Here is a 19734-nt window from a genome sequence, read left to right on the forward strand (position 1 = left end):
TGCGGCCGGCCGGTAGTCTGCGGGCGTGGTTCTTCCCCTCCTGATCCTCGTCCTGGTGGCGTGCGCCGCGCTCGCCGGGTGGGCGCTCTGGTTCGTCGTCCGGGACCGGGCGGTGATCCTCAAGCAGCTGTTCGGCGCCGCCGTCGTCGAGGCCCTCGTCGTCGTCCAGGCGGTCGTCGCCGGCGTCCTCATGGCCACCCGCGACCACCCCGTCGACGGCCCTCTGTTCTGGGGCTACGTCGCCACCGCGCTGATCGTGCTGCCGATCGCGGCGGTCTGGGCGTTCGCGGAGCGCACCAAGTGGTCGTCGGTGGTGCTGGCCGTCGCCGCGCTCACCGTCGGCTTCCTCGACTGGCGGCTGTGGCAGATCTGGGGCGCGGCATGAGCGGGTCGAACGGCATCAGCACGCCCGGCGGCGGGAGCCGGCCGCGGGGCGAGGCGCGACGCACGGGTGCGGGCTTCGGGCGCCTGCTGGTCACGGTCTACGGCGTCCTCGCGTTCGCCGCCATCGGCCGCTCGACCTACGAGCTGGCCACCAAGTTCTCCGAGGCGCCGTTCGCCTACTCGCTGTCCACGCTGTCCGCGGTGGTCTACGTGCTCGCCACGATCGCCCTGGCCAAGGGCGGCCCGCGGTGGCGGACGGTCGCGTGGGTGACGGTGGGCTTCGAGGCCGTGGGCGTGCTCGCGGTGGGTGCCGCCTCGGCGGCGTCGCCCGACGTCTTCGGCGAGACGACCGTGTGGTCCGGCTTCGGCCAGGGCTACGGTTACATCCCGCTCGTCCTCCCGTTCGTCGGGCTGTGGTGGCTGTGGCGCACGCGCCCCCGCGCCGACGACGAGCACGCGTCACCCGACCCGACGGCGACCGAACCGACACCGCCCGAGCCGACCGCACCCGAGCCGAACCCCGCCGACCCGGAGGTCTCATGAGCCCGTACACGCTGCTGTTCAACGGCGTCTTCAAGAAGATGGACCCCGAGCGCGCGCACGAGCTCGCGTTCGGCGCCATCTCGCTCGCCGGCCGCGTGCCGGTGCTGCGTGACGTCGTCCAGGGCGCGATCGCGCCCTACCTGGGCCGCGGCAGCGGCGGGCCGGGGAGCATCGAGGTGCTCGGCCGGACCTTCCCCGCGCCCTTCGGTCTCGCGGGCGGCTTCGACAAGAACGCCCGGGCGATCCGCGGCCTGACGATGCTCGGCTTCGGCTTCGTGGAGATCGGCACGGTCACGCCGCGCCCCCAGCCGGGCAACGAGAAGCCGCGCATGTGGCGCGAGCTCGACGTCCGGGGCGTGCGCAACCGCATGGGCTTCAACAACGAGGGCGCGCCCGCCGCCGCCGCGCGGCTGCGGGAGCTGCGCGGCACCCCCGCGGGCCGCGCCGTCGTGGTGGGCGCGAACATCGGCAAGAACAAGACGACGCCTGCCGAAGGCGCCGCCGACGACTACGCCGCGTGCGCGCGCGAGCTCGCCCCCTGGGCCGACTACCTCGTCGTCAACGTCTCGTCTCCGAACACTCCGGGCCTGCGCGACCTGCAGACCACGGCCGAGCTGCGCCCCATCCTCACCGCGGCGCGCGCCGCCGCCGACGAGGCCACCGCCGCGGCCGGGGCCCGGCGCGTGCCGCTGCTGGTGAAGATCGCCCCCGACCTCGCCGACGCCGACGTCGACGCGATGGCCGACCTCGTCATCGAGCTCGGCCTGGACGGCGTGGTCGCCGTGAACACGACCATCGGCCACGACCGCGGCCCCGGCGGCCTGTCCGGCCCGCCGCTGCTCGAGCGGGGGCTGCAGGTCGTGGGCCGGCTGCGCGCGCGGCTCGGGCCCGAGCCCGCGATCATCGGCGTCGGCGGCATCGCGAGCGCCGACGACGTGCGCGCCTACCTGCGGGCGGGCGCCGACCTCACGCAGGGGTACACGTCGTTCATCTACTCGGGGCCGCTGTGGCCGTCGCGGGTCAACCGCGCGCTGACGCGGACTCGCGGCTCGGTCGCGGCCGGCGCGCTCGCCCGGTCCGAGGGGAGCGCGTCGTGATCCGCCCCCGCTGGGAGTGGGCGCTCGACGACGCCGACGGCGGCGCGCTGTCCGTGCCGAGCCCGGTGTTCACCACGCAGTACGACGCCGAGCAGTGGCTCGGGGAGCACTGGCGCGACCTGTCCGCCGAGGGCGCGGCGGTCGCGCGGCTCCTGCACGACGGGAACCAGGCCGCGCCGAACGTGCCGCTGCCCGCCGTCTGACGCGGGACCGGGATACGCCCGGGGCTCAGCGGCCCGCGCTCACCTGGGCCCAGGCCCGCGCCAGCCGCGGCACGGCCGCCGCGAGCTGGTCCGGCTCGCGGGTGAACGTCAGGCGCACGTGGTCGCGGGACGACCGGTCCGGGGTGAACGCCGGCCCGGGCGTGACCAGGACGCCGTGGTTCACGGCCGCCGCGGCGAGCGCCTGGCCCAGCGGCCGGCCCAGGTCCGCCCACAGGCACAGCCCGCCTGCCGGCACCGGCACCCGCCAGTCCGGCAGGGCGTCGCGGACCAGGCCGACCAGCAGGTCGCGGCGGCGCCGCAGCTCGTCGATGCGCCCCGGCAGGATCTCGTCGGCGCGGCGCAGCAGCTCGACGACCGCGAGCTGCTCGAGCACGGGGGTCGCGATGTCGGCGGACTCCCGCACCCGCGCCAGCCGCCGGACCACCTGGGGGTCGGCGCGCACCCACCCGACGCGCACCCCGCCCCAGAACGACTTCGACGCCGACCCGATCGTCACGACGTGCGGCGACGTGCCCTCGCCCGCGAACGGCGCGGGGACGGCGGCGCCGGGGTCGAGCGCCAGGTCGGTCAGCGTCTCGTCGCCCACCACCGTGGTACCCGTGCGGTCCGCGAGCTCTCGGACCGCGGCGCGGCCCTCGGCGGACAGGGTGTGCCCGGTGGGGTTGTGGAAGTCCGGCACGAGGTAGACGAGCCGGGGGCGCGTGCGCCGCACGGCCGACGCGAGGGTCTCGACGTCCCCGACGGGCACGCCGACCAGCCGCCCGCCGAGCCGCCGCGCGGGCTCCAGCGCGTGGAAGTAGGTGGGCGACTCGACGACGGCGGTCTCGCCACGGCCCACGAAGGCGTGCGTCAGCACCGAGATCGCCTGCTGCGCGCCCGTCGTGACGAGGATCTGGTCCGGCGTGGTCGGCACGCCGCGCGCCGTGTACCGGTCGGCGATCGCCGCGCGCAGCGGCTCGATGCCGAGGTGGGCGTACCCGCCGGTGCCCAGGTAGCCGGGCAGCGTCTCGAGCGCCGCGGCGTATGCGTCGTGCAGGGCGGGCGTGGCCGACGGCGTCGCCTGCGCGAGGTCGACGGGCGGCTCGTCGAGGTCGCCGGCGGGGGAGTCGGCCGGGGCGTCGCCGGCAGCCGCCGGGACGCGGCCGCGCGCGGTGCCGGCGCCGCGCGGGAGGGTCGTGACGGTGCCCGACCCCACGCGGCTGACGAGGAAGCCGAGCTCGCGCAGCCGCGCGTACGCGCCGGAGGTCGTCGTGCGCGAGACATGCAGGGCCGCGGCCAGCTCCCGCTCGCTGGGCACGCGCGTCAGCGGCGGCAGACTGCCCGACAGGACGGCGGCGCGCAGCGCGTCCGCCAGCGCGAGGTACGCGGGTCCTCCGGCCCGCCAGTCGCCGAGCAGGCGGGCCGTCGCGGCAGGCGAGAGCTGCCGGACGGCGGGGGCGGCGGTGGCCGCGGGGTGCGGCGAGGCGACGGTCACGGGGCCACTGTCGCCCCATTGGCCATGGATTGCAAGGCCAATGTGTCGCAGGGTAGGGACCATGAGCACGACGCCCGCCTCCATCCGTCGCCCGGCCCGTCGGGGCTCCCGCCGCCTGCCTGGCCGCCCCGCGCGGCGGGCCGCGCTGCGCCGCCCCCGGGTCGCGCCGTCCGCCCCGGCCGAGACCTCGTCGGCGACGGCGGAGCCGACCGCCGCGGGCTCGCAGGTGGCGGTTTCGCCTGCGGCAGCGGGAACGTCCCGCGCACAGGGGACGTCTGCGGCGGTGGCGTCGATGGGGCCGGTCCGCCGCGGGGTGCAGCTCGTCGTGGGGCTGCTCGGCTACGCGTGGTCGATGGCGATGCTGCTGCACGCCGGCCAGGGCGGCATGCCGTGGGACGTGCTGCACCAGGGGATCGTGCGCAGCACCGGCCTCGGGTTCGGCGCCGTGGTCGCGGCGACGTCCGTGCTCGTGCTGCTCGCCTGGATCCCGCTGCGCCAGCGGCCCGGCGTCGGCACCGTCGCGAACGTCGTGGTGATCAGCGTGGCGATCGGCCCGAGCCTGACCGCGATGGCCTGGCTCGCCCCCGACCCCGGCCTGGCGGCCCGCGTCGCGCTCGCCGTGGGCGGCATCGTCCTGAACGGCGTCGCGACCGCGGCATACATCGGCGTGCGGCTCGGACCGGGCCCCCGCGACGGGCTGATGACCGGCCTCGTGCAGCGCACCGGCTGGTCGGTGCGCCTGGTGCGGACCGGCATCGAGGTCGCGGTGGTGCTGGTCGGCATCCTGCTGGGCGGCACGTTCGGCTGGGCGACGATCGCCTACGCCCTGGGCGTGGGCCCCGTGGTGCAGGCGACGGTGCGCTGGCGGTGGCTGGTGCCCGCCGGTATCACGGGAGCGGCGCGCACCCCCATGGCGCGGGATGCGCGGGCGGCGCAGGAGCCGGCGCCCGAGCCGCCCGAAGACGTCGTGGCCCGGCGCACCCGCGAGATCTCGCGCGCCCTCGACGCCGTCGTCCGGGAGCACGGCGGCCGCTGACGACCCTCAGGCAGGGGATCCGTCGCGCCGTGCCCCGTCAGGGCGCGACGGATCGCTTGCCGGAAGGCAGGACGCGGCGGTAGAAGGTGGCGGAGTCGTCGTAGCCGAGGGCCTTGTAGAAGCCCCCGGCCCGGCGGCTGGCCAGCGACACGTAGGCGGCCCCGCGCGCCGTCGCCCAGGCCTCCGCGTACGCCATGAGCGACCGGCCGAGCCCGCGATCCCGGTGCGCCCGGTCGACCATGACCTCCTCGACCCAGCAGACCGGCCCGTTCGCGAGGAACGTCAGGTGCACGCTCGCCAGCAGGTAGCCGAGCGGTCCGCCGTCGGTCGAGGGTCCGGTCGCCGGTTCGGTCGCCGGTGCGGTCGCCACGGCGAGCAGGGTGTCATCCCGGGCGAGGAGCGTCGCCAGGGTGGCGTCGAAGGCGTCCCTCCGGGGCCGGAAGCTCGTCGCGAAGTCGCGGGTGAGCGGCCACAGGGCGGCGGCGTCGTCGGTGTGGGCGGGGCGTACGACCAGGGACGGCATGGCGGCACCGTAGCGCCGACGTAACGGTGGGTCGTCGTCCGGTCTCATGACGAGGACCCACCGCGACGTCGGCCGCCGGCGGGCGGTCAGGCCACGCGCGTCTGCGGGGCGTTCTCGGCGGTCTTCGCCGGGTCGCGCTCCACGACGCCCCCGAGGACCTCGTCGATGCGCGCCATGAGCTCGCCGGGGATGGTCACGCCGGACGCCTTGACGTTCTCCGCGACCTGCTCGGGCCGGGACGCGCCGACCAGCGCGGCGGCGACGTTGTCGTTCTGCAGCACCCAGGCGACGGCGAGCTGCGCCATCGACAGGCCGAGCTCGTCCGCGACGGGCCTCAGGCCCTGCACCCGCGTGAGGACGTCGTCGTCGAGGAAGCGGCGGATGCTCTGCGCGCCGCCCTTCGTGTCGGTCGCGCGGGAGCCGGCGGGAAGCGGCCGGCCGGGCACGTACTTGCCGGACAGCACGCCCTGCGCCATCGGCGACCAGACGATCTGCGAGAGGCCGCACTCCTTGGACGCGGGCACGACCTCCTCCTCGATGACGCGCCACAGCATGGAGTACTGCGGCTGGGAGGAGATCAGCTGGAAGCCGAGTTCCTTCGCCAGCGCCGCGCCGGCGCGGATCTGGTCGGCGGTCCACTCGGACACCCCGATGTACAGCGCCTTGCCCTGGCGGACGATGTCGGCGAACGCCTGCATCGTCTCCTCGAGCGGCGTCTCGGTGTCGTACCGGTGCGCCTGGTAGAGGTCGACGTAGTCCGTGCCGAGGCGCTTCAGCGAGCCGTTGATCGACTCCATGACGTGCTTGCGCGACAGGCCCGTGTCGTTGGGGCCGCCCGGGCCGGTGGGCCAGTACACCTTGGTGAAGATCTCGAGCGACTCGCGCCGCTCACCCGCCAGGGCGTCGCCCAGCACCTGCTCGGCCTTCGTGTTCGCGTAGACGTCGGCCGTGTCGAACGTGGTGATGCCGGCGTCGAGCGCGGCGCGCACGCACTGCGTGGCGACGTCGTTCTCGACCTGCGAGCCGTGGGTGAGCCAGTTGCCGTAGGTGATCTCGGAGATCTTCAGACCGCTGTTGCCGAGGTACCGGTAGTTGACCATGCGCCCACCCTAGGTCGGGCGCACGGCCGGGCGATCACTCCGGGTAGACGCCGTGCTTCTTCGACGTCGGCTTGGGCAGGCGCGAGCGGCGGATCTGGAAGGCGCGCATGACGGCGTACATCATCGTGCCCTTGGGGACGTCGTGGAACTTGGCCAGCAGCCGCTTCTTGAGCCCCCGCCACAGCAGGAACGCGTCGGCGATGGTGAGCAGCACGACGGCGTACAGCAGCATCAGCACGAGGGCCGAGATGGTGAGGTTCCGGCTGAAGACCAGGTTGAGGATGATGAACAGGAACGCGACAGGCAGGAAGAACTCGCCGAGGTTCCACCGGGCGTCCACGTAGTCGCGCACGTAGCGCTTGACGGGGCCCTTGTCGCGCGGCGGCAGGTGGCGCTCGTCGCCGGTCTGCATCGCCTTGTACTCGAGGTTGCGCTGCTCGCGCGCCTTCTCCCGCGCCGCCTTGCTGGCCGCCTTGCGGTCGTTCGGCACCAGGGGGCGCTTGTTGGCCGCCTCGGACACGCTGCGCTTGGGGGTGGGGCGTCCCTTGCCGGCGGGGGCGCCGGACTTCTCGATCTCGGCGGCCGCGTCGACGGGGTCGGTGGAGTCGGGGGACGACGACGTCGCGTCGGACTTGTTGCGGGAGAACACGCACCCAGGGTAGTCGAGCGCGCGGGTAGCGTGAGCCGCGTGACCGACACCCACGCCACCTCCCCGGCCGCCCCGCCGCACGACGCCGCCGCCACCACCCTGCGCGCGCACGTCGAGGCGCAGTTCCCCGCCCTCCAGGCCGACCTCGAGCGCCTGGTGCGCATCCCGAGCGTCTCGGCCGCCGCCTTCGACCAGGCCCACGTGGCCGCGAGCGCCGACGCCGTCGCCGCGCTGCTGAGCGACGCAGGCCTGCCCGATGTCCGCATCCTGAGCTCGGCGCGCCCCGACGGGACGCCCGGCGCGCCCGCCGTGGTCGCGCGCCGCCCCGCGCCCGAGGGCCGGCCCACCGTGCTGCTGTACGCCCACCACGACGTCCAGCCGCCCGGCGACGCCGCCGCGTGGGCGACCGACCCGTTCGAGCCCGTCCAGGTGGGCGAGCGGCTCTACGGGCGCGGCGCCGCCGACGACAAGGCCGGGCTGGTCGCGCACGTCGGCGCGCTGCGGGCGCTGTCGGCGCTCGCCGCGGAGACGGGCGCGGACCTGCCGGTCGGGATCACCGTCTTCGTCGAGGGCGAGGAGGAGTCGGGGTCCCCGAGCTTCCGCCAGTTCCTCGCCGACCACCGCGAGCTGCTCGCCGCCGACGTCATCGTCGTGGCCGACTCCACGAACTGGAAGGTGGGTGTGCCGGCCCTGACCACGTCGCTGCGCGGCCTGGTGGACGGCGTGGTTGAGGTCGAGGTGCTCGGGCACGCGGTCCACTCCGGGATGTTCGGCGGCCCCGTGCTCGACGCGAACACGCTGCTGGCCCGCCTGATCGCCACCCTGCACGACGACGCGGGCAACGTCGCGGTGCCGGGCCTGGTGAGCGCGCCGGAGCCGGAGGTCGACTACGACGAGGCGGCGTTCCGCGCCGACTCCTCCGTGCTCGACGGCGTGACGCTCGCGGGCGAGGGCACCATCGCCGGCCGGCTGTGGACCAAGCCGGCGCTGTCCGTCATCGGCATCGACGCCACGAGCGTCGCGCACGCGTCCAACACGATCGCGCCCCGCGCGGCGGCCAAGCTGTCGCTGCGCATCCCGCCGGGCCAGGAGCCGCAGGCGGCGGAGGACGCCCTGCGTGCCCACCTCGAGGCGGCGGCGCCGTCCGGCGCGCGCGTCACCTGGCGGCCGGGGGAGCAGGGCCGGGCGTTCCACGCCGCCGGCGACTCCGCCGCGATGCGCGCCGCCCGGGCCGCGTTCGCCGCGGCGTGGGGCACCGACCCGGTGGACATCGGCGTCGGCGGCTCCATCCCGTTCATCGCCGATCTCCTCGAGTTCTTCCCCGACGCCTCCGTGCTGGTCACGGGCGTCGAGGACCCGGACTCCCGCGCGCACGGCGCCGACGAGTCGGTGCACCTGGGCGAGCTGCGCAAGGTCGTCCTGGCCGAGGCGCTGCTGCTGCGCCAGGTCGCGGCGCAGGGCTGAACCGATGCCGGATCCCGGCCCCGCGGGCCCTGGTCCCGTAGACCCCGCTCCCGCCGGCCCGCCCACCGACCCGACCGGCGGCGCGTTCGTCCGCGCCGCCGAGCGTGCCTTCATGGTGTCGCTGCTGCCGTGCGGCGACTCCGAGCACGACCAGGACGCGCTGGTGGAGTTCTGGACGGCGCTCGGTCTCGAGGTGACGTACCGGCAGCGCCGGCCCTACCCCGTGGTGTCGTTCGGGCGCGGCGGCATCCAGGTCCAGTACTACGGGATGCCGGGCTGGGACCCGGAGGCGAGCCACTCCACGTGCGTGGTCGTCGTCCCGGAGACCGAGCCCGTCTACGAGTCGTTCGCGGCCGGGCTGCGCTCGCTCCACGGCCGCCTGCCGGTGTCGGGCGTGCCGCGGGTGACGCGCCCGCGGAGGCGCGCCAACAACGCGGGGCTGAGCGGCTTCAGCGTCATCGACCCCGCGGGCAACTGGGTGCGGGTCACGCGGGCACCGGATCCCGGGACGACGTTCGCCGCGGGCGAGGGCGGGACGATGACGTGGACCTCCGGCGGCGGGGGCGCGCTCGCGCGGGCGACCGAGAACGCCGTCGTGCTGGCCGACTCGAGGGGTGACGTCGCCCAGGCCCGCAAGGTCCTCGGCGGCGCGCTGCGCCGGGCCCGGGCCGGCGCGGACGGGCCGCCCGTGGCCGAGGTCGCGCCGGCGCTCGCCTACCTGGCGGAGCTGGCCGTCCGCGCCGGCGACCCGGCCGCGGCGCGGGGTCTCCGCGCGGAGCTCGAGGCTCTGCCGGAGGGCTCCGGAGCCGACGCCGTCGCGCTCGCGGAGGCGCTCGCGGACGTGCGGGCGCTGCCGGCGGGCTGAGCCCCTACGCGTCGACGGACCCCGGGGCGCGGGCCTCGTCGTCCGGGGCGACCGCCGCGCGGACCGCGTCGAGCGCCGCGGCGGCAGCCTCGGCCCGCCCGTCGCGCAGCGCGGCCTCCAGCTGCTGCGTGGCGGCGGCGAGCGCCGTGTCCCCGAAGGTGCTCGCCGACCCGGTCACGGTGTGGCACAGGCGCTCCGCCTCCTCGCGCGCAGCCCGGTCCGGCGGGGCGCCCGGCGCCTCCAGGAGCTCCAGGATCCGCCGCGACCGGCCGACGTTGCGCGCACGGGCCCGGCGGGCGAGCACCACGACGGCGTCGCCCAGCCCGCCCTCGGGGTCCGCGGACGTCATGCGTCCCACCCGAGGGCCAGGGCGAGCTCGTCGGCCAGGCGCAGCGGGTCGAACGGCTTGGTCAGGACGGCGACGGCCCCCAGGCCGTCGAGCCGCGAGATCTCCGGGGTGCCGACCTTCGCCGTGAGGAAGACGACCGGCACGTCGGCCAGCTCCGGCACGGCGCGCAGCCGGCCGAGCACCGTGGGCCCGTCGTGCACTGGCATCATGACGTCGAGGAGGATCGCGTCCGGCCGCACGCGTCGGGCGACCTCCAGGCCCGCCGTCCCGTCGCCCGCGGTGTGCACCTCGTGCCCGCCCACGGCCGACAGCGCCAGCGCGGCCACCTCCCGGATCGACGGATCGTCGTCGATGACCACCACGCGTCGGCCCCCCGTCGCCACGTGTCGTTCCCCTTCGTCCGGCTGCTCGATCGATCGACCGTACCCCCGACGGACGACCGGCGCCCTCCGTCGCCCGGAGCGCCCGTGCGGGGGGCGGAGCGGGCCGACGTCTCCTAACCTCGGCCCCATGAGGGACGCGCGACCGACGACGGCGAAGGCGCACCGCACCTTCGTCCGGTGGTGCTGGGCGGGCGCCGTCGCCGTGCTGGCGCTGACGGTCGTCCTCGCCGGCCCGACGGACCAGGCGGCGCGGGCCGAGCTCTCGCGTACCGCGATCGCGGTCGCGGGCGTCGTCGCGGCGCTCAGCTGCGGGTGGCGGGCGGTGCGCTCGACAGGCCGGCGCCGGCGCGCGTGGGGGCTGCTGGCGCTCGGCGGCCTCGTGGGCCTGCTCGGGAACGTGTGGGCCGTGCTCGCGGGTGACCCCGACACCGGTGACGCCGCCTACATCGCGGCTCTGCTGCTCGGCGTGATCGGCCTGGCGTTCTTCCCGACCGTGCGCCCGCGCGGGCACGAGCTGGTGCGGATGCTCCTCGACAGCGTCGTGGTCGGCGGCTCGGTGCTGTACATCGCCGTCTTCGCCGTCGTGCTCGAGGGGCAGGCCTTCTCCGCGGCCCCCTCGCTCACGGCCTACGCGCTCCCGGTCGTGGACGCGCTGCTCGCCACCCTCGCCGTGCTCGTGCTGACCAGGTCGAGCGCCGCCGAGCGGGTGCCGCTCGGCCTCGTCGGGAGCGGGTTCGTGCTGTACGCCGTGGCGGACGTGGCCTTCGCGCTCCTGACCGCCGAGGGCGGGTTCACGTTCGGCAGTCCCGTCGACGCCGCGTGGGTCGGCGGCTACCTCGCGATCGCCGTGGCCGCCCGGCACCCCGCCGCGTCGGGCAGCCCGGTGACCGGCGAGCGCGCCGGCGGCTCGTCGGTGCTCGGCACCGTCGTCACGTTCGCGCTCTTCCTCGCGGCGGCCCTGGTGCGGGTCGGCCAGTCCGGTGAGCCGACCCCGTGGATGGCGAACGCGCTGTGGGTGGCGGTCGTCGTCGCGGTCGTCGCGCGCCAGATCCTCGTGGTCGTCGACAACGAGTCGCTGCGCCACGGCCTGGAACGCCGGGTGGAGCTGCGGACCGCCCAGCTGCGTGCGCTCGCGAGCGAGCGGGAGCGCACGCTCGAGTCCGTGGCCGACGGCATCTACGGCGTCGACGCCGCCGGGCGGGTCACCTTCGTGAACGCCGCGGGGGCCCGGACCCTGGGTGCCACCGCGGACGACCTCGTGGGCCGCGACGCGCACGAGACCTTCCACGCCCCGGCGGACGACGGCACGCCCTACCCCGCGGACCGGTGCTACATCGCCGAGGCGGTGCGGGACGGCGTCACGGCGACGGCCGAGCAGGACGTCTACCGGCGCCTGGACGGCAAGGACGTGCCCGTCGAGGTCACGGCGAGCCCCCTGCGCGCCGACGGCGAGGTCACCGGTGCGGTCGTCGTGTTCCGCGACGTCACCGAGCGGCGCGAGGTGGAGCGGATCAAGGACGAGTTCGTCTCCGTGGTGAGCCACGAGCTGCGTACCCCGATCACGTCGATCCGCGGCGCTCTCGGGCTCCTCGACAGCGGCGTGCTCGACCGTTCCTCCGCGCAGGCCGGCCGCATGGTCCGGATCGCCCTGACCAGCAGCGAGCGGCTCGGCCGGCTCGTCGACGACATCCTGGACGTCGAGCGCATGGACGCTGGCACCACCCCGCTCGAGCTGGCCGACCACCACGTCGACGCGCTCGTGGCAGCCGCGGTGGAGCAGATGTCGATCCTCGCGGACGAGGCCGGCGTCGTGCTGGCGCCCGAGCACGACGCCGACGTCGTGCGGGTCGACGGCGAGCGCATCGTGCAGACGCTGGTGAACCTGCTCAGCAACGCCGTGAAGTTCTCCCCGCGCGGTGGCACCGTCCGGGTGACGGCCGCTCCCTTGGGCGAGCTCGTGGAGGTACGGGTCGACGACCAGGGGCGCGGGATCCCCCCGGACAAGCTCGAGACGGTGTTCGGCCGGTTCGAGCAGATCGACGCGTCCGACGCTCGCGAGCGCGGCGGTACCGGCCTCGGACTCGCGATCGCCCGGAGCATCGTCGAGCGGCACGGCGGCCGGATGTGGGCCGTGAGTGACGGAGAAGGGCACGGCGCCAGCTTCCGGTTCACGCTGCCGCACGTCGTGGCTCCCCCGGTGGAGCCCGCCGCACCGGACGGCGGGGGTGCGACCACCCGCGTGGTCGTGGTCGACGACGACTCGTACGTCGTGGAGGTGCTCCGCGAGGTGCTCGAGGAGCGCGGCTACGACGTCGTCGGCGTCACGGACGGGCGCGCGGCGGTCGACGTGGTGGAGGACGAGCACCCCGCGGCCGTCGTGCTGGACCTCGCCATGCCGGGCACGGGCGGCACGGAGATCCTCCGTCGGCTGCGCCGGTCCGCTGCGACCGCGCAGCTGCCCGTCGTCGTGGTGTCCGGGACGTCGCCCGCCGACGCGCGCGAGACCGCGGCGCTCGCGGACGGCTGGCTGGTCAAGCCCGTGGACCCCGACCGGCTCGTCGAGACGGTCCGCGAGGTGATCCGGCTGCGGCCGCACCACGACCGGGTGCTGGTGGTCGAGGACGACGACGACCTGCGCCAGGTCCTCGTGACCGTCCTGGAGAGCGGCGGGCTCGTCGTGACGCCGGCCCGCGGTCTCGCCGAGGCGCGCGCGGCCCTCACCGGTGGCCCGGGGCCGGACGTCGTGGTCCTCGACCTGCGGCTGCCCGACGGCTCGGGACAGGACCTCGTCGCCGACCTGCGTCGCAGCGGGCGCCTGCGCCACGTCCCCCTCGTCGTCTACTCCGGGGCGGAGGTGGGCACGCGCGAGCAGGACGACCTCCGGCTCGGCAGTACCGTCTTCCTCACCAAGGGGGACAGGGCGCCGGACGCCGTCCTGCGCCCGGTGCTCGACCTCCTGGACGCGGCCTCCGGCCGTGCCGGAGCCGTGCCCTCCGACGCTGTGCCTTCCGACACTGTGCCCCCTGACGTTGTGACCGCCGACCCGCCGACCCCGAGGACCCCATGAGCGACCCCCTGACCATCCGCGTGAGCGCCGGTACCGGCACCGGGCGCACGACCCTCGCGGCGTTCGACGCCGCGCTCGTCGCCGCCGGCGTCGGCGACTTCAACCTGGTGCGCCTCAGCTCCGTGGTGCCGCCGGGCAGCGCCGTGCTCGAGGTCGACGGCGCGGACCAGCTGCGCGGGGAGCACGGCGACGCGCTCTGGTGCGTCTACGCCGCGGGGTACGCGTCGCTGCCGGGCCACGAGGCGTGGGCCGGGGTGGCGTGGTCGCGCCGCGACGACGGCAGCGGCGCCGGCCTGTTCGTCGAGCACGACGGGCCGTCGCACGAGCAGGTCGCCACCGACCTCACGCACAGCCTCGAGGACCTGTCCGCCACGCGCGGGGGCACCTTCGCCCCGGAGGGTCGCATGATCACCGGCCTGACGTGCGAGACGCTCCCGGTGTGCGCGGTCGTGGTCGCCACGTACCGCGCCGTGGGCTGGGGGGAGCAGACCGGTGCGCGCTGACGTCACCTTCGAGCCGACGGTCACGGGCGACGTCGCCGAGGACTTCTGGCGCCTCTACCTGGAGGCGTTCGAGCCGCTGCGCACGCGCGCCGCCGCGCGGCACGTCCTGCACCGCGAGGAGTTCGACGAGGAGATGGCCGACCCGCGCGTGCTGAAGCTGCTCGCGCACGACCGTGCGGGCGTGCCGGTCGGCCTGACGACGCTCGCGACGGACCTGGGTGCTGTGCCGTGGGTGAGCCCGGAGTTCTTCGCGGCCCGCTACCCGGAGCACGCGGCGCGCGGCGCCGTCTGGTACATCGGCTTCACCCTCGCGCACCCAGGGCGGCGCGCCACGCGCACCTTCATGGACATGATCGACGCCCTGGTCGCGCACCTCGCCGAGCACCGGGTGGTGTGCGCGTACGACGTCTCGCGCTTCAACGACGACTCGCTGCGCTTCGCGGACAACCTGCGTCGCCGGCTGGAGCGCACGCAGGACGTCACCGTGGAGACGGTGGACCGCCAGACGTACTACGCGACCACGTTCCACTGACTCCCGGCGGGTCTGCCCGGCTCGGACCCGGCTCGGACCCGGCTCGGACCCGGCTCGGACCCGGCTCGGACCCGGCTCGGACCCGGCTCGGACCCGGCTCGGACCCGGGTCAGACCCGGCCGGCGTCCCGGTGCGCGACGTCCACGGCCCGCGCCCACGCGGCGACGTCGGCGGGCAGCTCGGGGCTCTGCGGCGGTGCGTCCGGCCCCATCAGCGCGACGACGTCGGGGGCGGGGACCCGCGCGTTGCCCGGGCCCAGGAACCGCCCGGCCACGATCCCTCGGGCGTAGAGCCGGCCCTTGCAGGTGAAGACCTGCTCGATGTAGACGACGCGCTCGTCCCACCCGAGCACGCGGGTAGTGATCTCGAACCGGTCCCACAGCTGCAGGGAGCGCTTGTACGTCATGGTCGACGCGGCGACGACGGGGTACCACTTGCGGTCGCCGATCTTCGCGAACCCGTCGAGGTCGGCGATGAAGTTCGAGCGCGCCACGTCCATCATCTGCAGGTACGAGCCGTTGTTGACGTGCAGGTACAGGTCGAGGTCGCCGGGGTGCACGCGCATCGTGGTCACCGACGGGTCGAGCATGCCCTGGCCGGGGACGGGCTTGCGCGGCCGCAGGGAGGCCCAGGTGAGCTGGATCATTCGAGTCACCCGCGCAGGCTATATCGGCGACCGTCGGTATCAGGTACCTGACTCTTCCCGGTACCGAGGACGCTCAGACCGGGGGAGCCGGGTCGTACTGGAGGCCGCGCCGCACGGCACGCGCGACCTCGGGCGACTCCAGCCGCGCCACGAGGTGCAGGGCCATGTCGATCCCCGCCGAGACGCCGGCCGCCGTCACGACGTCGCCGTCGTCGACGAACCGGGCCTCCGTGTCCACCACGACGCTGGGGTCGAGCTGCGCCAGCTCGTCGTAGTGGTCGCGGTGCGTCGTCGCGGGGCGACCGCCCAGCAGTCCCGCCGCCGCGAGCACGAGCGCCCCGGTGCACACGCTCGCGAGGATCGGCGTCTGGAGGCGCACCTGCCGCAGCCACTCGAGGTGGGCGGGGTCGGCGATCATCGCACGGGTGCCCCAGCCGCCCGGGTAGACGAGCACGTGCAGCGGCCCGACGTCGTCGGCCGAGCGGGCCGGGACGAGCCGCAGCCCCTTCGCCAGGCGCACGCCGTCGCCGTCGCGCGAGAACGTGCTGACCTGCGGCTTGAGCCCCGACTCGACGCTCGAACGCTGCTCCCACGCGGCGAGCACCTCGAACGGACCGACGACGTCGAGCTCCTCCGCGTCGTCGAACACGAAGATCCCGATGTGGAGCCCACCGTCCGTGCTCATGCCATCTCCCGCGTCCGGGCCGCGCGCGGCCCCCGGTCAGATCCCCGGCAGCGCCAGCATCTGGTCGAGCGCCACGCGCGCCCAGTGGGCGTCGTCGGCGTCGACCACGATCCGGTTGACCACGCGCCCCTCGACCAGGGACTCCATCGCCCACACCAGGTGCGGCAGGTCGATGCGGTTCATGGTGGAGCAGAAGCACACGGTCGAGTCGAGGTAGTGCACCTGCTTGTCCGGGTGCGCCTTGGCGAGACGACGCACCAGGTTGAGCTCGGTGCCGATCGCCCAGGAGCTGCCGGGCTCGGCGGACTCCAGGGCCTGGATGATGAACTCGGTCGAGCCGACCCGGTCGGCGGCCGTGACGACCTCGTGCTTGCACTCGGGGTGCACCATCACCTCGACGCCGGGCACCTTCGCCCGGACGTCCGCCACGTTGCGCTCGGAGAACCGGCCGTGCACGGAGCAGTGCCCGCGCCACAGGATCATGCGCGCGTCGCGCAGCTGCTGCTCGGTGAGGCCGCCCAGGGGCTTGCGCGGGTCGTAGACCACGCAGTCGTCCAGGCTCATGGCGAGCTGGAGGACGGCGGTGTTGCGGCCCAGGTGCTGGTCGGGGAGGAACAGCACCTTGCCGGTGCCCTCGACGCCGCCCACGCGGTCGAACGCCCAGCGCAGCGCGACCTGGGCGTTGGACGACGTGCAGACGGTGCCGCCGTGGCGGCCGGTGAAGGCCTTGATCGCGGCGGAGGAGTTCATGTACGTCACCGGCACGGTGTCGTCGGCGATCCCGACGTCCTGCAGCACCGCCCACGCCTCCTCGACCTGGCCGATCTCCGCCATGTCGGCCATGGAGCAGCCGGCGGCGAGGTCGGGCAGCACGACCTGCTGCGCGTCGGAGGTGAGGATGTCGGCGCTCTCGGCCATGAAGTGCACGCCGCAGAAGAGCACGAACTCCGCCTCGGGGCGGGCGGCGGCCTCGCGCGCGAGCTTGAAGGAGTCGCCCGTGACGTCGGCGAAGTCGATGACCTCGTCGCGCTGGTAGTGGTGCCCGAGGACGAACGCGCGCTCGCCCAGCGCGGCACGTGCGGCGCGGGCCCGGTCCACCAGGTCGGGGTCGGACGGTGCGGGCAGCGCGCCCGTGCACTCGACGCCACGCTCGGAGGCGAGGTCACGGCCCTGGCCCAGCAGCAGCAGCGCGGAGGGCGCGGGCTCGGAGAAGCCGGTCGAGGTGCCGGTCGAGGTGCCCGCGGTGTCGTTCAGCAGGGTGGTCACCCGCCTATGTTTCCACAAGGCCGCCGCGCGTCACGCCGTGCGTCCGGCTCCGGGTCCGGCGCCGCGTCCGGCCCGTCCCCGGGCCCGGGAGGGCCCGTGTACGGGCCGCCGCGCACGCGTGCGCCGGTCGCCCGTGCAGCCCGCGTCACCGCACCGCCGGCTCGCGCCGGGCCCGTCGGGGCCCCGCCTGTGCCACGATCGCGGCATGCGCGTGCTGCTCTGCGTCGGCGAGGACGCCGACGCCCTCCTCCCGGACCTGGCGACCGCGTGGCGCGAGGCCGCGCCGGCGTGCGAGGTGACGACCGCGGTGCTCCCCGGTGCCGGCCCCGCCGCGGTGGGACAGGCCGCGCCCGTCGGGGTGTTCGTCCCGCTGGACGCGCTCGGGCTGGCCTCGGTGGCCTCGCCCGGGGCCGGGCCCCTGGACGCGGCGGCGGAGGCGGCGGACCTCGTCGTCGTGCACCTGGGCGCGCTGGACGGCACGACGCTGCGGGAGGGTCTCGTGGCCGCCGCGGTGCGCGCCGCCGCGCCGCTCGCGCTGCCGGTCGTGGTGCTGGCCGGGCGCAGCGAGGTCTCGCGGCGCGAGTGGTCCGGGGCGGGGGTGAGCGGGGTGCACGAGACCGGCCCGGACGTCCTGGCCGCCGTGCCCCGCGTCGCGCGGACCTGGGCTCCCTCGTGGGCCTGAGCCTCGTCCGCCCCCGCCCGGGAGGGGCGACGCGCGGGGGCTGTGAGCCGCGTCATCGCGTCTGCGAGATTCGCGCGTAGGATCGGGAACAGCCGCAAGGGTCCGCCTGTTGGAGGAAGCATGACCGACACCACCGAGATCGCCACGCACGGCGTGGACCTGTCCGACGTCGCCGCCGACAAGGTTCGCAGCCTGCTCGAGCAGGAGGGCCGTGACGACCTGCGTCTGCGCGTGGCCGTCCAGCCCGGCGGCTGTTCCGGCCTGATCTACCAGCTCTACTTCGACGAGCGTCTGCTCGACGGGGACGCGCTGCGCGACTTCGACGGCGTCGAGGTCGTCGTGGACCGCATGAGCGTGCCCTACCTCGAGGGCGCGAAGATCGGCTTCGCGGACACCATCGAGAAGCAGGGCTTCACGATCGACAACCCGAACGCCGGCAGCTCCTGCGCCTGCGGCGGCTCGTTCAGCTGAGCCGCTGATCCCGGCCTCCGACGGCCCGGTCGCCCCTCTGGGTGGCCGGGCCGTCGTCATGCGCGGAGCACGCGTGGAGATGGCCGCCCGTGCCGTACCCGGAGGTGGCGCTCACTCAGGCCCCGGCGCCGAGCCGCACCGTGAGCACCCAGAACGCGTCGCCGTCGTCCGGATCGCGGGTCTCGGGGTCCGCGGCCATCGCATGGCCGCGCATCCGTGCCCACGCGGGGACGTCGTGCCGGGCCGCGGGGTCCGTGGACAGCACGGTGACGAGGGCCCCCGCGGGCAGGTCGCGCGCTGCCCCGGCGAGCCGGATCACCGGCAGCGGGCAGCGCAGGCCGCGGGCGTCGACGAGGACCTCGCCGGGGCCCGCGCCGGATCCCGCGGCGTCGCGGTGCGCAGTCACAGCCCGCTCACCCCGAGCGCGTCGCGCACGCGCCGGACGGCGCCGGGGAGCACCTCGAGGAAGCGCTCGACGTCGTCCTCCGTCGTGGAACGGTCCAGCGCGACCCGCACGTTGCCGTGCGTGAGCACGCCCATCGCCGCGAGCACGTGGGAGGGCTCGAGCGTGCTCGAGGTGCACGCGGAGCCCGAGCCGACGGCGAACCCCGCGCGGTCCAGCTCGGTCACGAGCGCCTCGCCGTCGACGTAGAGGCAGGAGAAGGTCACGACGTGGGGGAGCCGGTCGTCGGGGTCACCCACGACGTCGACGTCGGGGATCGTCGCGACGGCGGCCCGCACGCGGTCGACGAGCGCCCGCCGCCGCGCGTCCTCGGCGGCCCGGTCGGCGACGGTGGCCTGCAGGGCCACGGCGGCGGCGAACGCCGCGGGCACGCTCACGCCGCCGGGGGCCCACGGGTCCGCGTCCTCAGGCCCCGGCGGCACGGTCCGCACGCGCTGGCGCACGGCGAGGACACCGACGCCCGCCGGGCCGCCCCAGTCGGACGGCTGGGCGGCGAGCAGGTCCCAGGCGTCGGGCAGGTCGTCGTGGCCGAGGCTCGCCCCCGCGTCCACGAGGAGCGGCACGTCGGCGGCTCGGGCCGCGTCGTGGGCGGCACGGAGCGGCTGGCGAGTCCCGACCTCCCCGTTGGCGTGCTGGAGCGCGGCGAGGGCGACCCCGGGCGCGGCGACGGCGGCGCGGAAGGCGTCGAGGTCGACCCGGCCGTGCCGGTCGACGCCGACCGGCACCCGGGCGCCACCGTGCGTGGCGGCGGACGCCGCGGCAGCGTGCAGCACCGCGGCGCGCTCGGTCGCCCCGACGACGACGTCACTGCCGGCGCGGCGCCGGGCCGCGGCCGTGCCGAGCACCGCGGAGTGGAGCGCCGCGACGTGGCTCGGGGTGAACCGGACCTCCTCCGTGCGCGCGCCGAGCACGGCGGCGACCGCCTCGCGGGCGCCGTCCAGGAGGCGTGCGGCGCGCCGGCCCTCCGTGTGAAGGCGGCGCGGGTCGGCCCAGCCGTCGTCGAGCGCCTGCAGCAGGCCCTGGCGCGCCAGCGGGTGCAGCGGCGCGCCGCCCCCGTTGTCCAGGTGCACCCGTGCGAGAACCCCTCCCTGGCGCGTGGTCGAGGCCGCGGGGGAGGGGGGCGCGGCGGGATCGGTGGCGTCCGTCACAGGTGTGCTCCGTGGGGGGATGACGTGCGGTGCGACGCCTGTCGGTCGGCGTACGCCGGGGCGCGGAACCCGCGCCCGAGGCATGATCGTGCCATCTTCTGCCGGTCGGGGTGGGGCTCCCGTCGCGGTCGTCGGCGCCCGAGGATCTGACACCCGGGCGCAACGATCTGACACGCCCGC

23 protein-coding genes are annotated in these 19734 nt (G+C 75.6%); 12 read left to right on the forward strand and 11 right to left on the reverse strand.

Going from position 1 to position 19734, the window contains the following annotated elements:
- Window positions 1–25: 25 nt before the first annotated feature.
- The 4 genes from ACWF41_RS04670 to ACWF41_RS04685 are packed head-to-tail and all read left to right on the forward strand — an operon-like array spanning window position 26 to window position 2227.
- Window positions 26–385 (forward strand): hypothetical protein, encoded by a 360-nt coding sequence (locus tag ACWF41_RS04670; RefSeq protein WP_380319841.1) that lies wholly within the window; start codon window positions 26–28, stop codon window positions 383–385.
- Window positions 361–927 carry a hypothetical protein gene (locus ACWF41_RS04675; protein WP_380319843.1) on the forward strand — a complete coding sequence of 189 codons (567 nt, stop codon included), beginning with the start codon at window positions 361–363 and terminating at the stop codon, window positions 925–927. The genes ACWF41_RS04670 and ACWF41_RS04675 overlap by 25 nt, the downstream gene beginning before the upstream one ends.
- On the forward strand, window positions 924–2024 hold the full coding sequence (locus ACWF41_RS04680) for a quinone-dependent dihydroorotate dehydrogenase (protein WP_380319846.1): 1101 nt from the start codon (window positions 924–926) through the stop codon (window positions 2022–2024). The genes ACWF41_RS04675 and ACWF41_RS04680 overlap by 4 nt, the downstream gene beginning before the upstream one ends.
- Window positions 2021–2227 (forward strand): hypothetical protein, encoded by a 207-nt coding sequence (locus ACWF41_RS04685; protein ID WP_380319849.1) that lies wholly within the window; start codon window positions 2021–2023, stop codon window positions 2225–2227. The genes ACWF41_RS04680 and ACWF41_RS04685 overlap by 4 nt, the downstream gene beginning before the upstream one ends.
- Window positions 2228–2252: 25 nt before the next feature.
- On the opposite strand, the gene yczR is transcribed toward ACWF41_RS04685, so the two are convergent.
- Window positions 2253–3722, reverse strand: coding sequence for a MocR-like transcription factor YczR (yczR, locus tag ACWF41_RS04690; protein WP_380319852.1), 1470 nt, complete (start codon window positions 3720–3722; stop codon window positions 2253–2255).
- Between the two features lie 61 nt (window positions 3723–3783).
- Between yczR and yczE the strand changes: the two genes are divergently transcribed.
- Window positions 3784–4758: a membrane protein YczE gene (gene yczE / locus ACWF41_RS04695; protein WP_380319855.1), complete on the forward strand. Its 975-nt coding sequence runs from the start codon at window positions 3784–3786 to the stop codon at window positions 4756–4758.
- Window positions 4759–4795: 37 nt separating this feature from the next.
- Here yczE and ACWF41_RS04700 read toward each other — a convergent pair whose 3' ends face one another.
- The 3 genes from ACWF41_RS04700 to ACWF41_RS04710 all read right to left on the reverse strand — a co-directional run bounded on the left by ACWF41_RS04700 (window position 4796) and on the right by ACWF41_RS04710 (window position 7030).
- Window positions 4796–5281, reverse strand: a complete 486-nt coding sequence (locus tag ACWF41_RS04700) for a GNAT family N-acetyltransferase (RefSeq protein ID WP_380319858.1) — start codon at window positions 5279–5281, stop codon at window positions 4796–4798.
- 86 nt (window positions 5282–5367) lie between these two features.
- Window positions 5368–6381 (reverse strand): aldo/keto reductase family protein, encoded by a 1014-nt coding sequence (locus ACWF41_RS04705; RefSeq protein WP_380319861.1) that lies wholly within the window; start codon window positions 6379–6381, stop codon window positions 5368–5370.
- 34 nt (window positions 6382–6415) lie between these two features.
- Window positions 6416–7030, reverse strand: coding sequence for a DUF3043 domain-containing protein (locus ACWF41_RS04710; RefSeq protein WP_380319864.1), 615 nt, complete (start codon window positions 7028–7030; stop codon window positions 6416–6418).
- A gap of 39 nt (window positions 7031–7069) precedes the next feature.
- On the opposite strand from ACWF41_RS04710, the gene ACWF41_RS04715 reads away from it, so the two are divergent.
- Both ACWF41_RS04715 and ACWF41_RS04720 read left to right on the forward strand, forming a co-directional pair.
- On the forward strand, window positions 7070–8494 hold the full coding sequence (locus ACWF41_RS04715) for a dipeptidase (RefSeq protein WP_380319867.1): 1425 nt from the start codon (window positions 7070–7072) through the stop codon (window positions 8492–8494).
- Between the two features lie 4 nt (window positions 8495–8498).
- Window positions 8499–9359, forward strand: coding sequence for a VOC family protein (locus ACWF41_RS04720; RefSeq protein WP_380319870.1), 861 nt, complete (start codon window positions 8499–8501; stop codon window positions 9357–9359).
- A gap of 4 nt (window positions 9360–9363) precedes the next feature.
- On the opposite strand, the gene ACWF41_RS04725 is transcribed toward ACWF41_RS04720, so the two are convergent.
- The gene (locus ACWF41_RS04725; RefSeq protein WP_380319873.1) at window positions 9364–9708 is read right to left on the reverse strand and encodes an Hpt domain-containing protein; all 345 of its coding nucleotides are present in this window, start codon (window positions 9706–9708) and stop codon (window positions 9364–9366) included.
- Window positions 9705–10070, reverse strand: a complete 366-nt coding sequence (locus ACWF41_RS04730) for a response regulator (RefSeq protein WP_452182100.1) — start codon at window positions 10068–10070, stop codon at window positions 9705–9707. Before ACWF41_RS04730 ends, ACWF41_RS04725 begins: the two co-directional genes overlap by 4 nt.
- 148 nt (window positions 10071–10218) lie before the next feature.
- Between ACWF41_RS04730 and ACWF41_RS04735 the strand changes: the two genes are divergently transcribed.
- Genes ACWF41_RS04735 through ACWF41_RS04745 form a run of 3 tightly spaced genes read left to right on the forward strand, consistent with a single transcriptional unit; the run spans window position 10219 to window position 14193 of the window.
- Complete coding sequence (locus tag ACWF41_RS04735) at window positions 10219–13158, forward strand: hybrid sensor histidine kinase/response regulator (protein WP_380319879.1); 2940 nt, start codon at window positions 10219–10221, stop codon at window positions 13156–13158.
- Window positions 13155–13661 (forward strand): pyruvoyl-dependent arginine decarboxylase, encoded by a 507-nt coding sequence (locus ACWF41_RS04740; protein WP_380319882.1) that lies wholly within the window; start codon window positions 13155–13157, stop codon window positions 13659–13661. The genes ACWF41_RS04735 and ACWF41_RS04740 overlap by 4 nt, the downstream gene beginning before the upstream one ends.
- Window positions 13651–14193, forward strand: a complete 543-nt coding sequence (locus ACWF41_RS04745; RefSeq protein WP_380319885.1) for a hypothetical protein — start codon at window positions 13651–13653, stop codon at window positions 14191–14193. The genes ACWF41_RS04740 and ACWF41_RS04745 overlap by 11 nt, the downstream gene beginning before the upstream one ends.
- Window positions 14194–14302: 109 nt before the next feature.
- Here the strand turns inward: ACWF41_RS04745 and ACWF41_RS04750 are convergent, their stop codons facing one another.
- From ACWF41_RS04750 to nadA, 3 genes are all read right to left on the reverse strand, one after another.
- Entirely contained in the window at window positions 14303–14839 is a 537-nt protein-coding gene (locus ACWF41_RS04750) for an acyl-CoA thioesterase (RefSeq protein WP_380319914.1), read from the reverse strand.
- A gap of 73 nt (window positions 14840–14912) precedes the next feature.
- On the reverse strand, window positions 14913–15524 hold the full coding sequence (locus tag ACWF41_RS04755; protein ID WP_380319888.1) for a DJ-1/PfpI family protein: 612 nt from the start codon (window positions 15522–15524) through the stop codon (window positions 14913–14915).
- A 36-nt stretch (window positions 15525–15560) separates the two neighbouring features.
- Window positions 15561–16781: a quinolinate synthase NadA gene (nadA, locus tag ACWF41_RS04760; RefSeq protein ID WP_380319917.1), complete on the reverse strand. Its 1221-nt coding sequence runs from the start codon at window positions 16779–16781 to the stop codon at window positions 15561–15563.
- A gap of 214 nt (window positions 16782–16995) precedes the next feature.
- Here nadA and ACWF41_RS04765 point away from each other — a divergent pair, with 214 nt between their 5' ends.
- Both ACWF41_RS04765 and ACWF41_RS04770 read left to right on the forward strand, forming a co-directional pair.
- Window positions 16996–17472 (forward strand): glycerate kinase, encoded by a 477-nt coding sequence (locus ACWF41_RS04765; protein ID WP_380319891.1) that lies wholly within the window; start codon window positions 16996–16998, stop codon window positions 17470–17472.
- A gap of 120 nt (window positions 17473–17592) precedes the next feature.
- Window positions 17593–17943: a HesB/IscA family protein gene (locus tag ACWF41_RS04770; RefSeq protein ID WP_380319894.1), complete on the forward strand. Its 351-nt coding sequence runs from the start codon at window positions 17593–17595 to the stop codon at window positions 17941–17943.
- A gap of 115 nt (window positions 17944–18058) precedes the next feature.
- On the opposite strand, the gene ACWF41_RS04775 is transcribed toward ACWF41_RS04770, so the two are convergent.
- Both ACWF41_RS04775 and ACWF41_RS04780 read right to left on the reverse strand, forming a co-directional pair.
- Window positions 18059–18349, reverse strand: a complete 291-nt coding sequence (locus ACWF41_RS04775) for a sulfurtransferase TusA family protein (protein ID WP_380319897.1) — start codon at window positions 18347–18349, stop codon at window positions 18059–18061.
- Window positions 18346–19476 carry a cysteine desulfurase family protein gene (locus tag ACWF41_RS04780; RefSeq protein WP_380319900.1) on the reverse strand — a complete coding sequence of 377 codons (1131 nt, stop codon included), beginning with the start codon at window positions 19474–19476 and terminating at the stop codon, window positions 18346–18348. The genes ACWF41_RS04775 and ACWF41_RS04780 overlap by 4 nt, the downstream gene beginning before the upstream one ends.
- Between the last annotated feature and the right edge of the window lie 258 nt (window positions 19477–19734).

This window comes from Isoptericola sp. NPDC055063, assembly GCF_053608125.1.

Excerpts from the sequence above, each read along its gene's own strand:
- ACWF41_RS04680 (WP_380319846.1), top strand. The coding sequence starts at position 924 with ATGAGCCCGTACACGCTGCTGTTCAACGGCGTCTTCAAGAAGATGGAC.
- yczE (WP_380319855.1), top strand. The coding sequence starts at position 3,784 with ATGAGCACGACGCCCGCCTCCATCCGTCGCCCGGCCCGTCGGGGCTCC.
- ACWF41_RS04700 (WP_380319858.1), bottom strand. The coding sequence starts at position 5,281 with ATGCCGTCCCTGGTCGTACGCCCCGCCCACACCGACGACGCCGCCGCC.
- ACWF41_RS04705 (WP_380319861.1), bottom strand. The coding sequence starts at position 6,381 with ATGGTCAACTACCGGTACCTCGGCAACAGCGGTCTGAAGATCTCCGAG.
- ACWF41_RS04720 (WP_380319870.1), top strand. The coding sequence starts at position 8,499 with ATGCCGGATCCCGGCCCCGCGGGCCCTGGTCCCGTAGACCCCGCTCCC.
- ACWF41_RS04725 (WP_380319873.1), bottom strand. The coding sequence starts at position 9,708 with ATGACGTCCGCGGACCCCGAGGGCGGGCTGGGCGACGCCGTCGTGGTG.
- ACWF41_RS04735 (WP_380319879.1), top strand. The coding sequence starts at position 10,219 with ATGAGGGACGCGCGACCGACGACGGCGAAGGCGCACCGCACCTTCGTC.
- ACWF41_RS04740 (WP_380319882.1), top strand. The coding sequence starts at position 13,155 with ATGAGCGACCCCCTGACCATCCGCGTGAGCGCCGGTACCGGCACCGGG.
- ACWF41_RS04750 (WP_380319914.1), bottom strand. The coding sequence starts at position 14,839 with ATGATCCAGCTCACCTGGGCCTCCCTGCGGCCGCGCAAGCCCGTCCCC.
- ACWF41_RS04755 (WP_380319888.1), bottom strand. The coding sequence starts at position 15,524 with ATGAGCACGGACGGTGGGCTCCACATCGGGATCTTCGTGTTCGACGAC.
- ACWF41_RS04765 (WP_380319891.1), top strand. The coding sequence starts at position 16,996 with ATGCGCGTGCTGCTCTGCGTCGGCGAGGACGCCGACGCCCTCCTCCCG.
- ACWF41_RS04770 (WP_380319894.1), top strand. The coding sequence starts at position 17,593 with ATGACCGACACCACCGAGATCGCCACGCACGGCGTGGACCTGTCCGAC.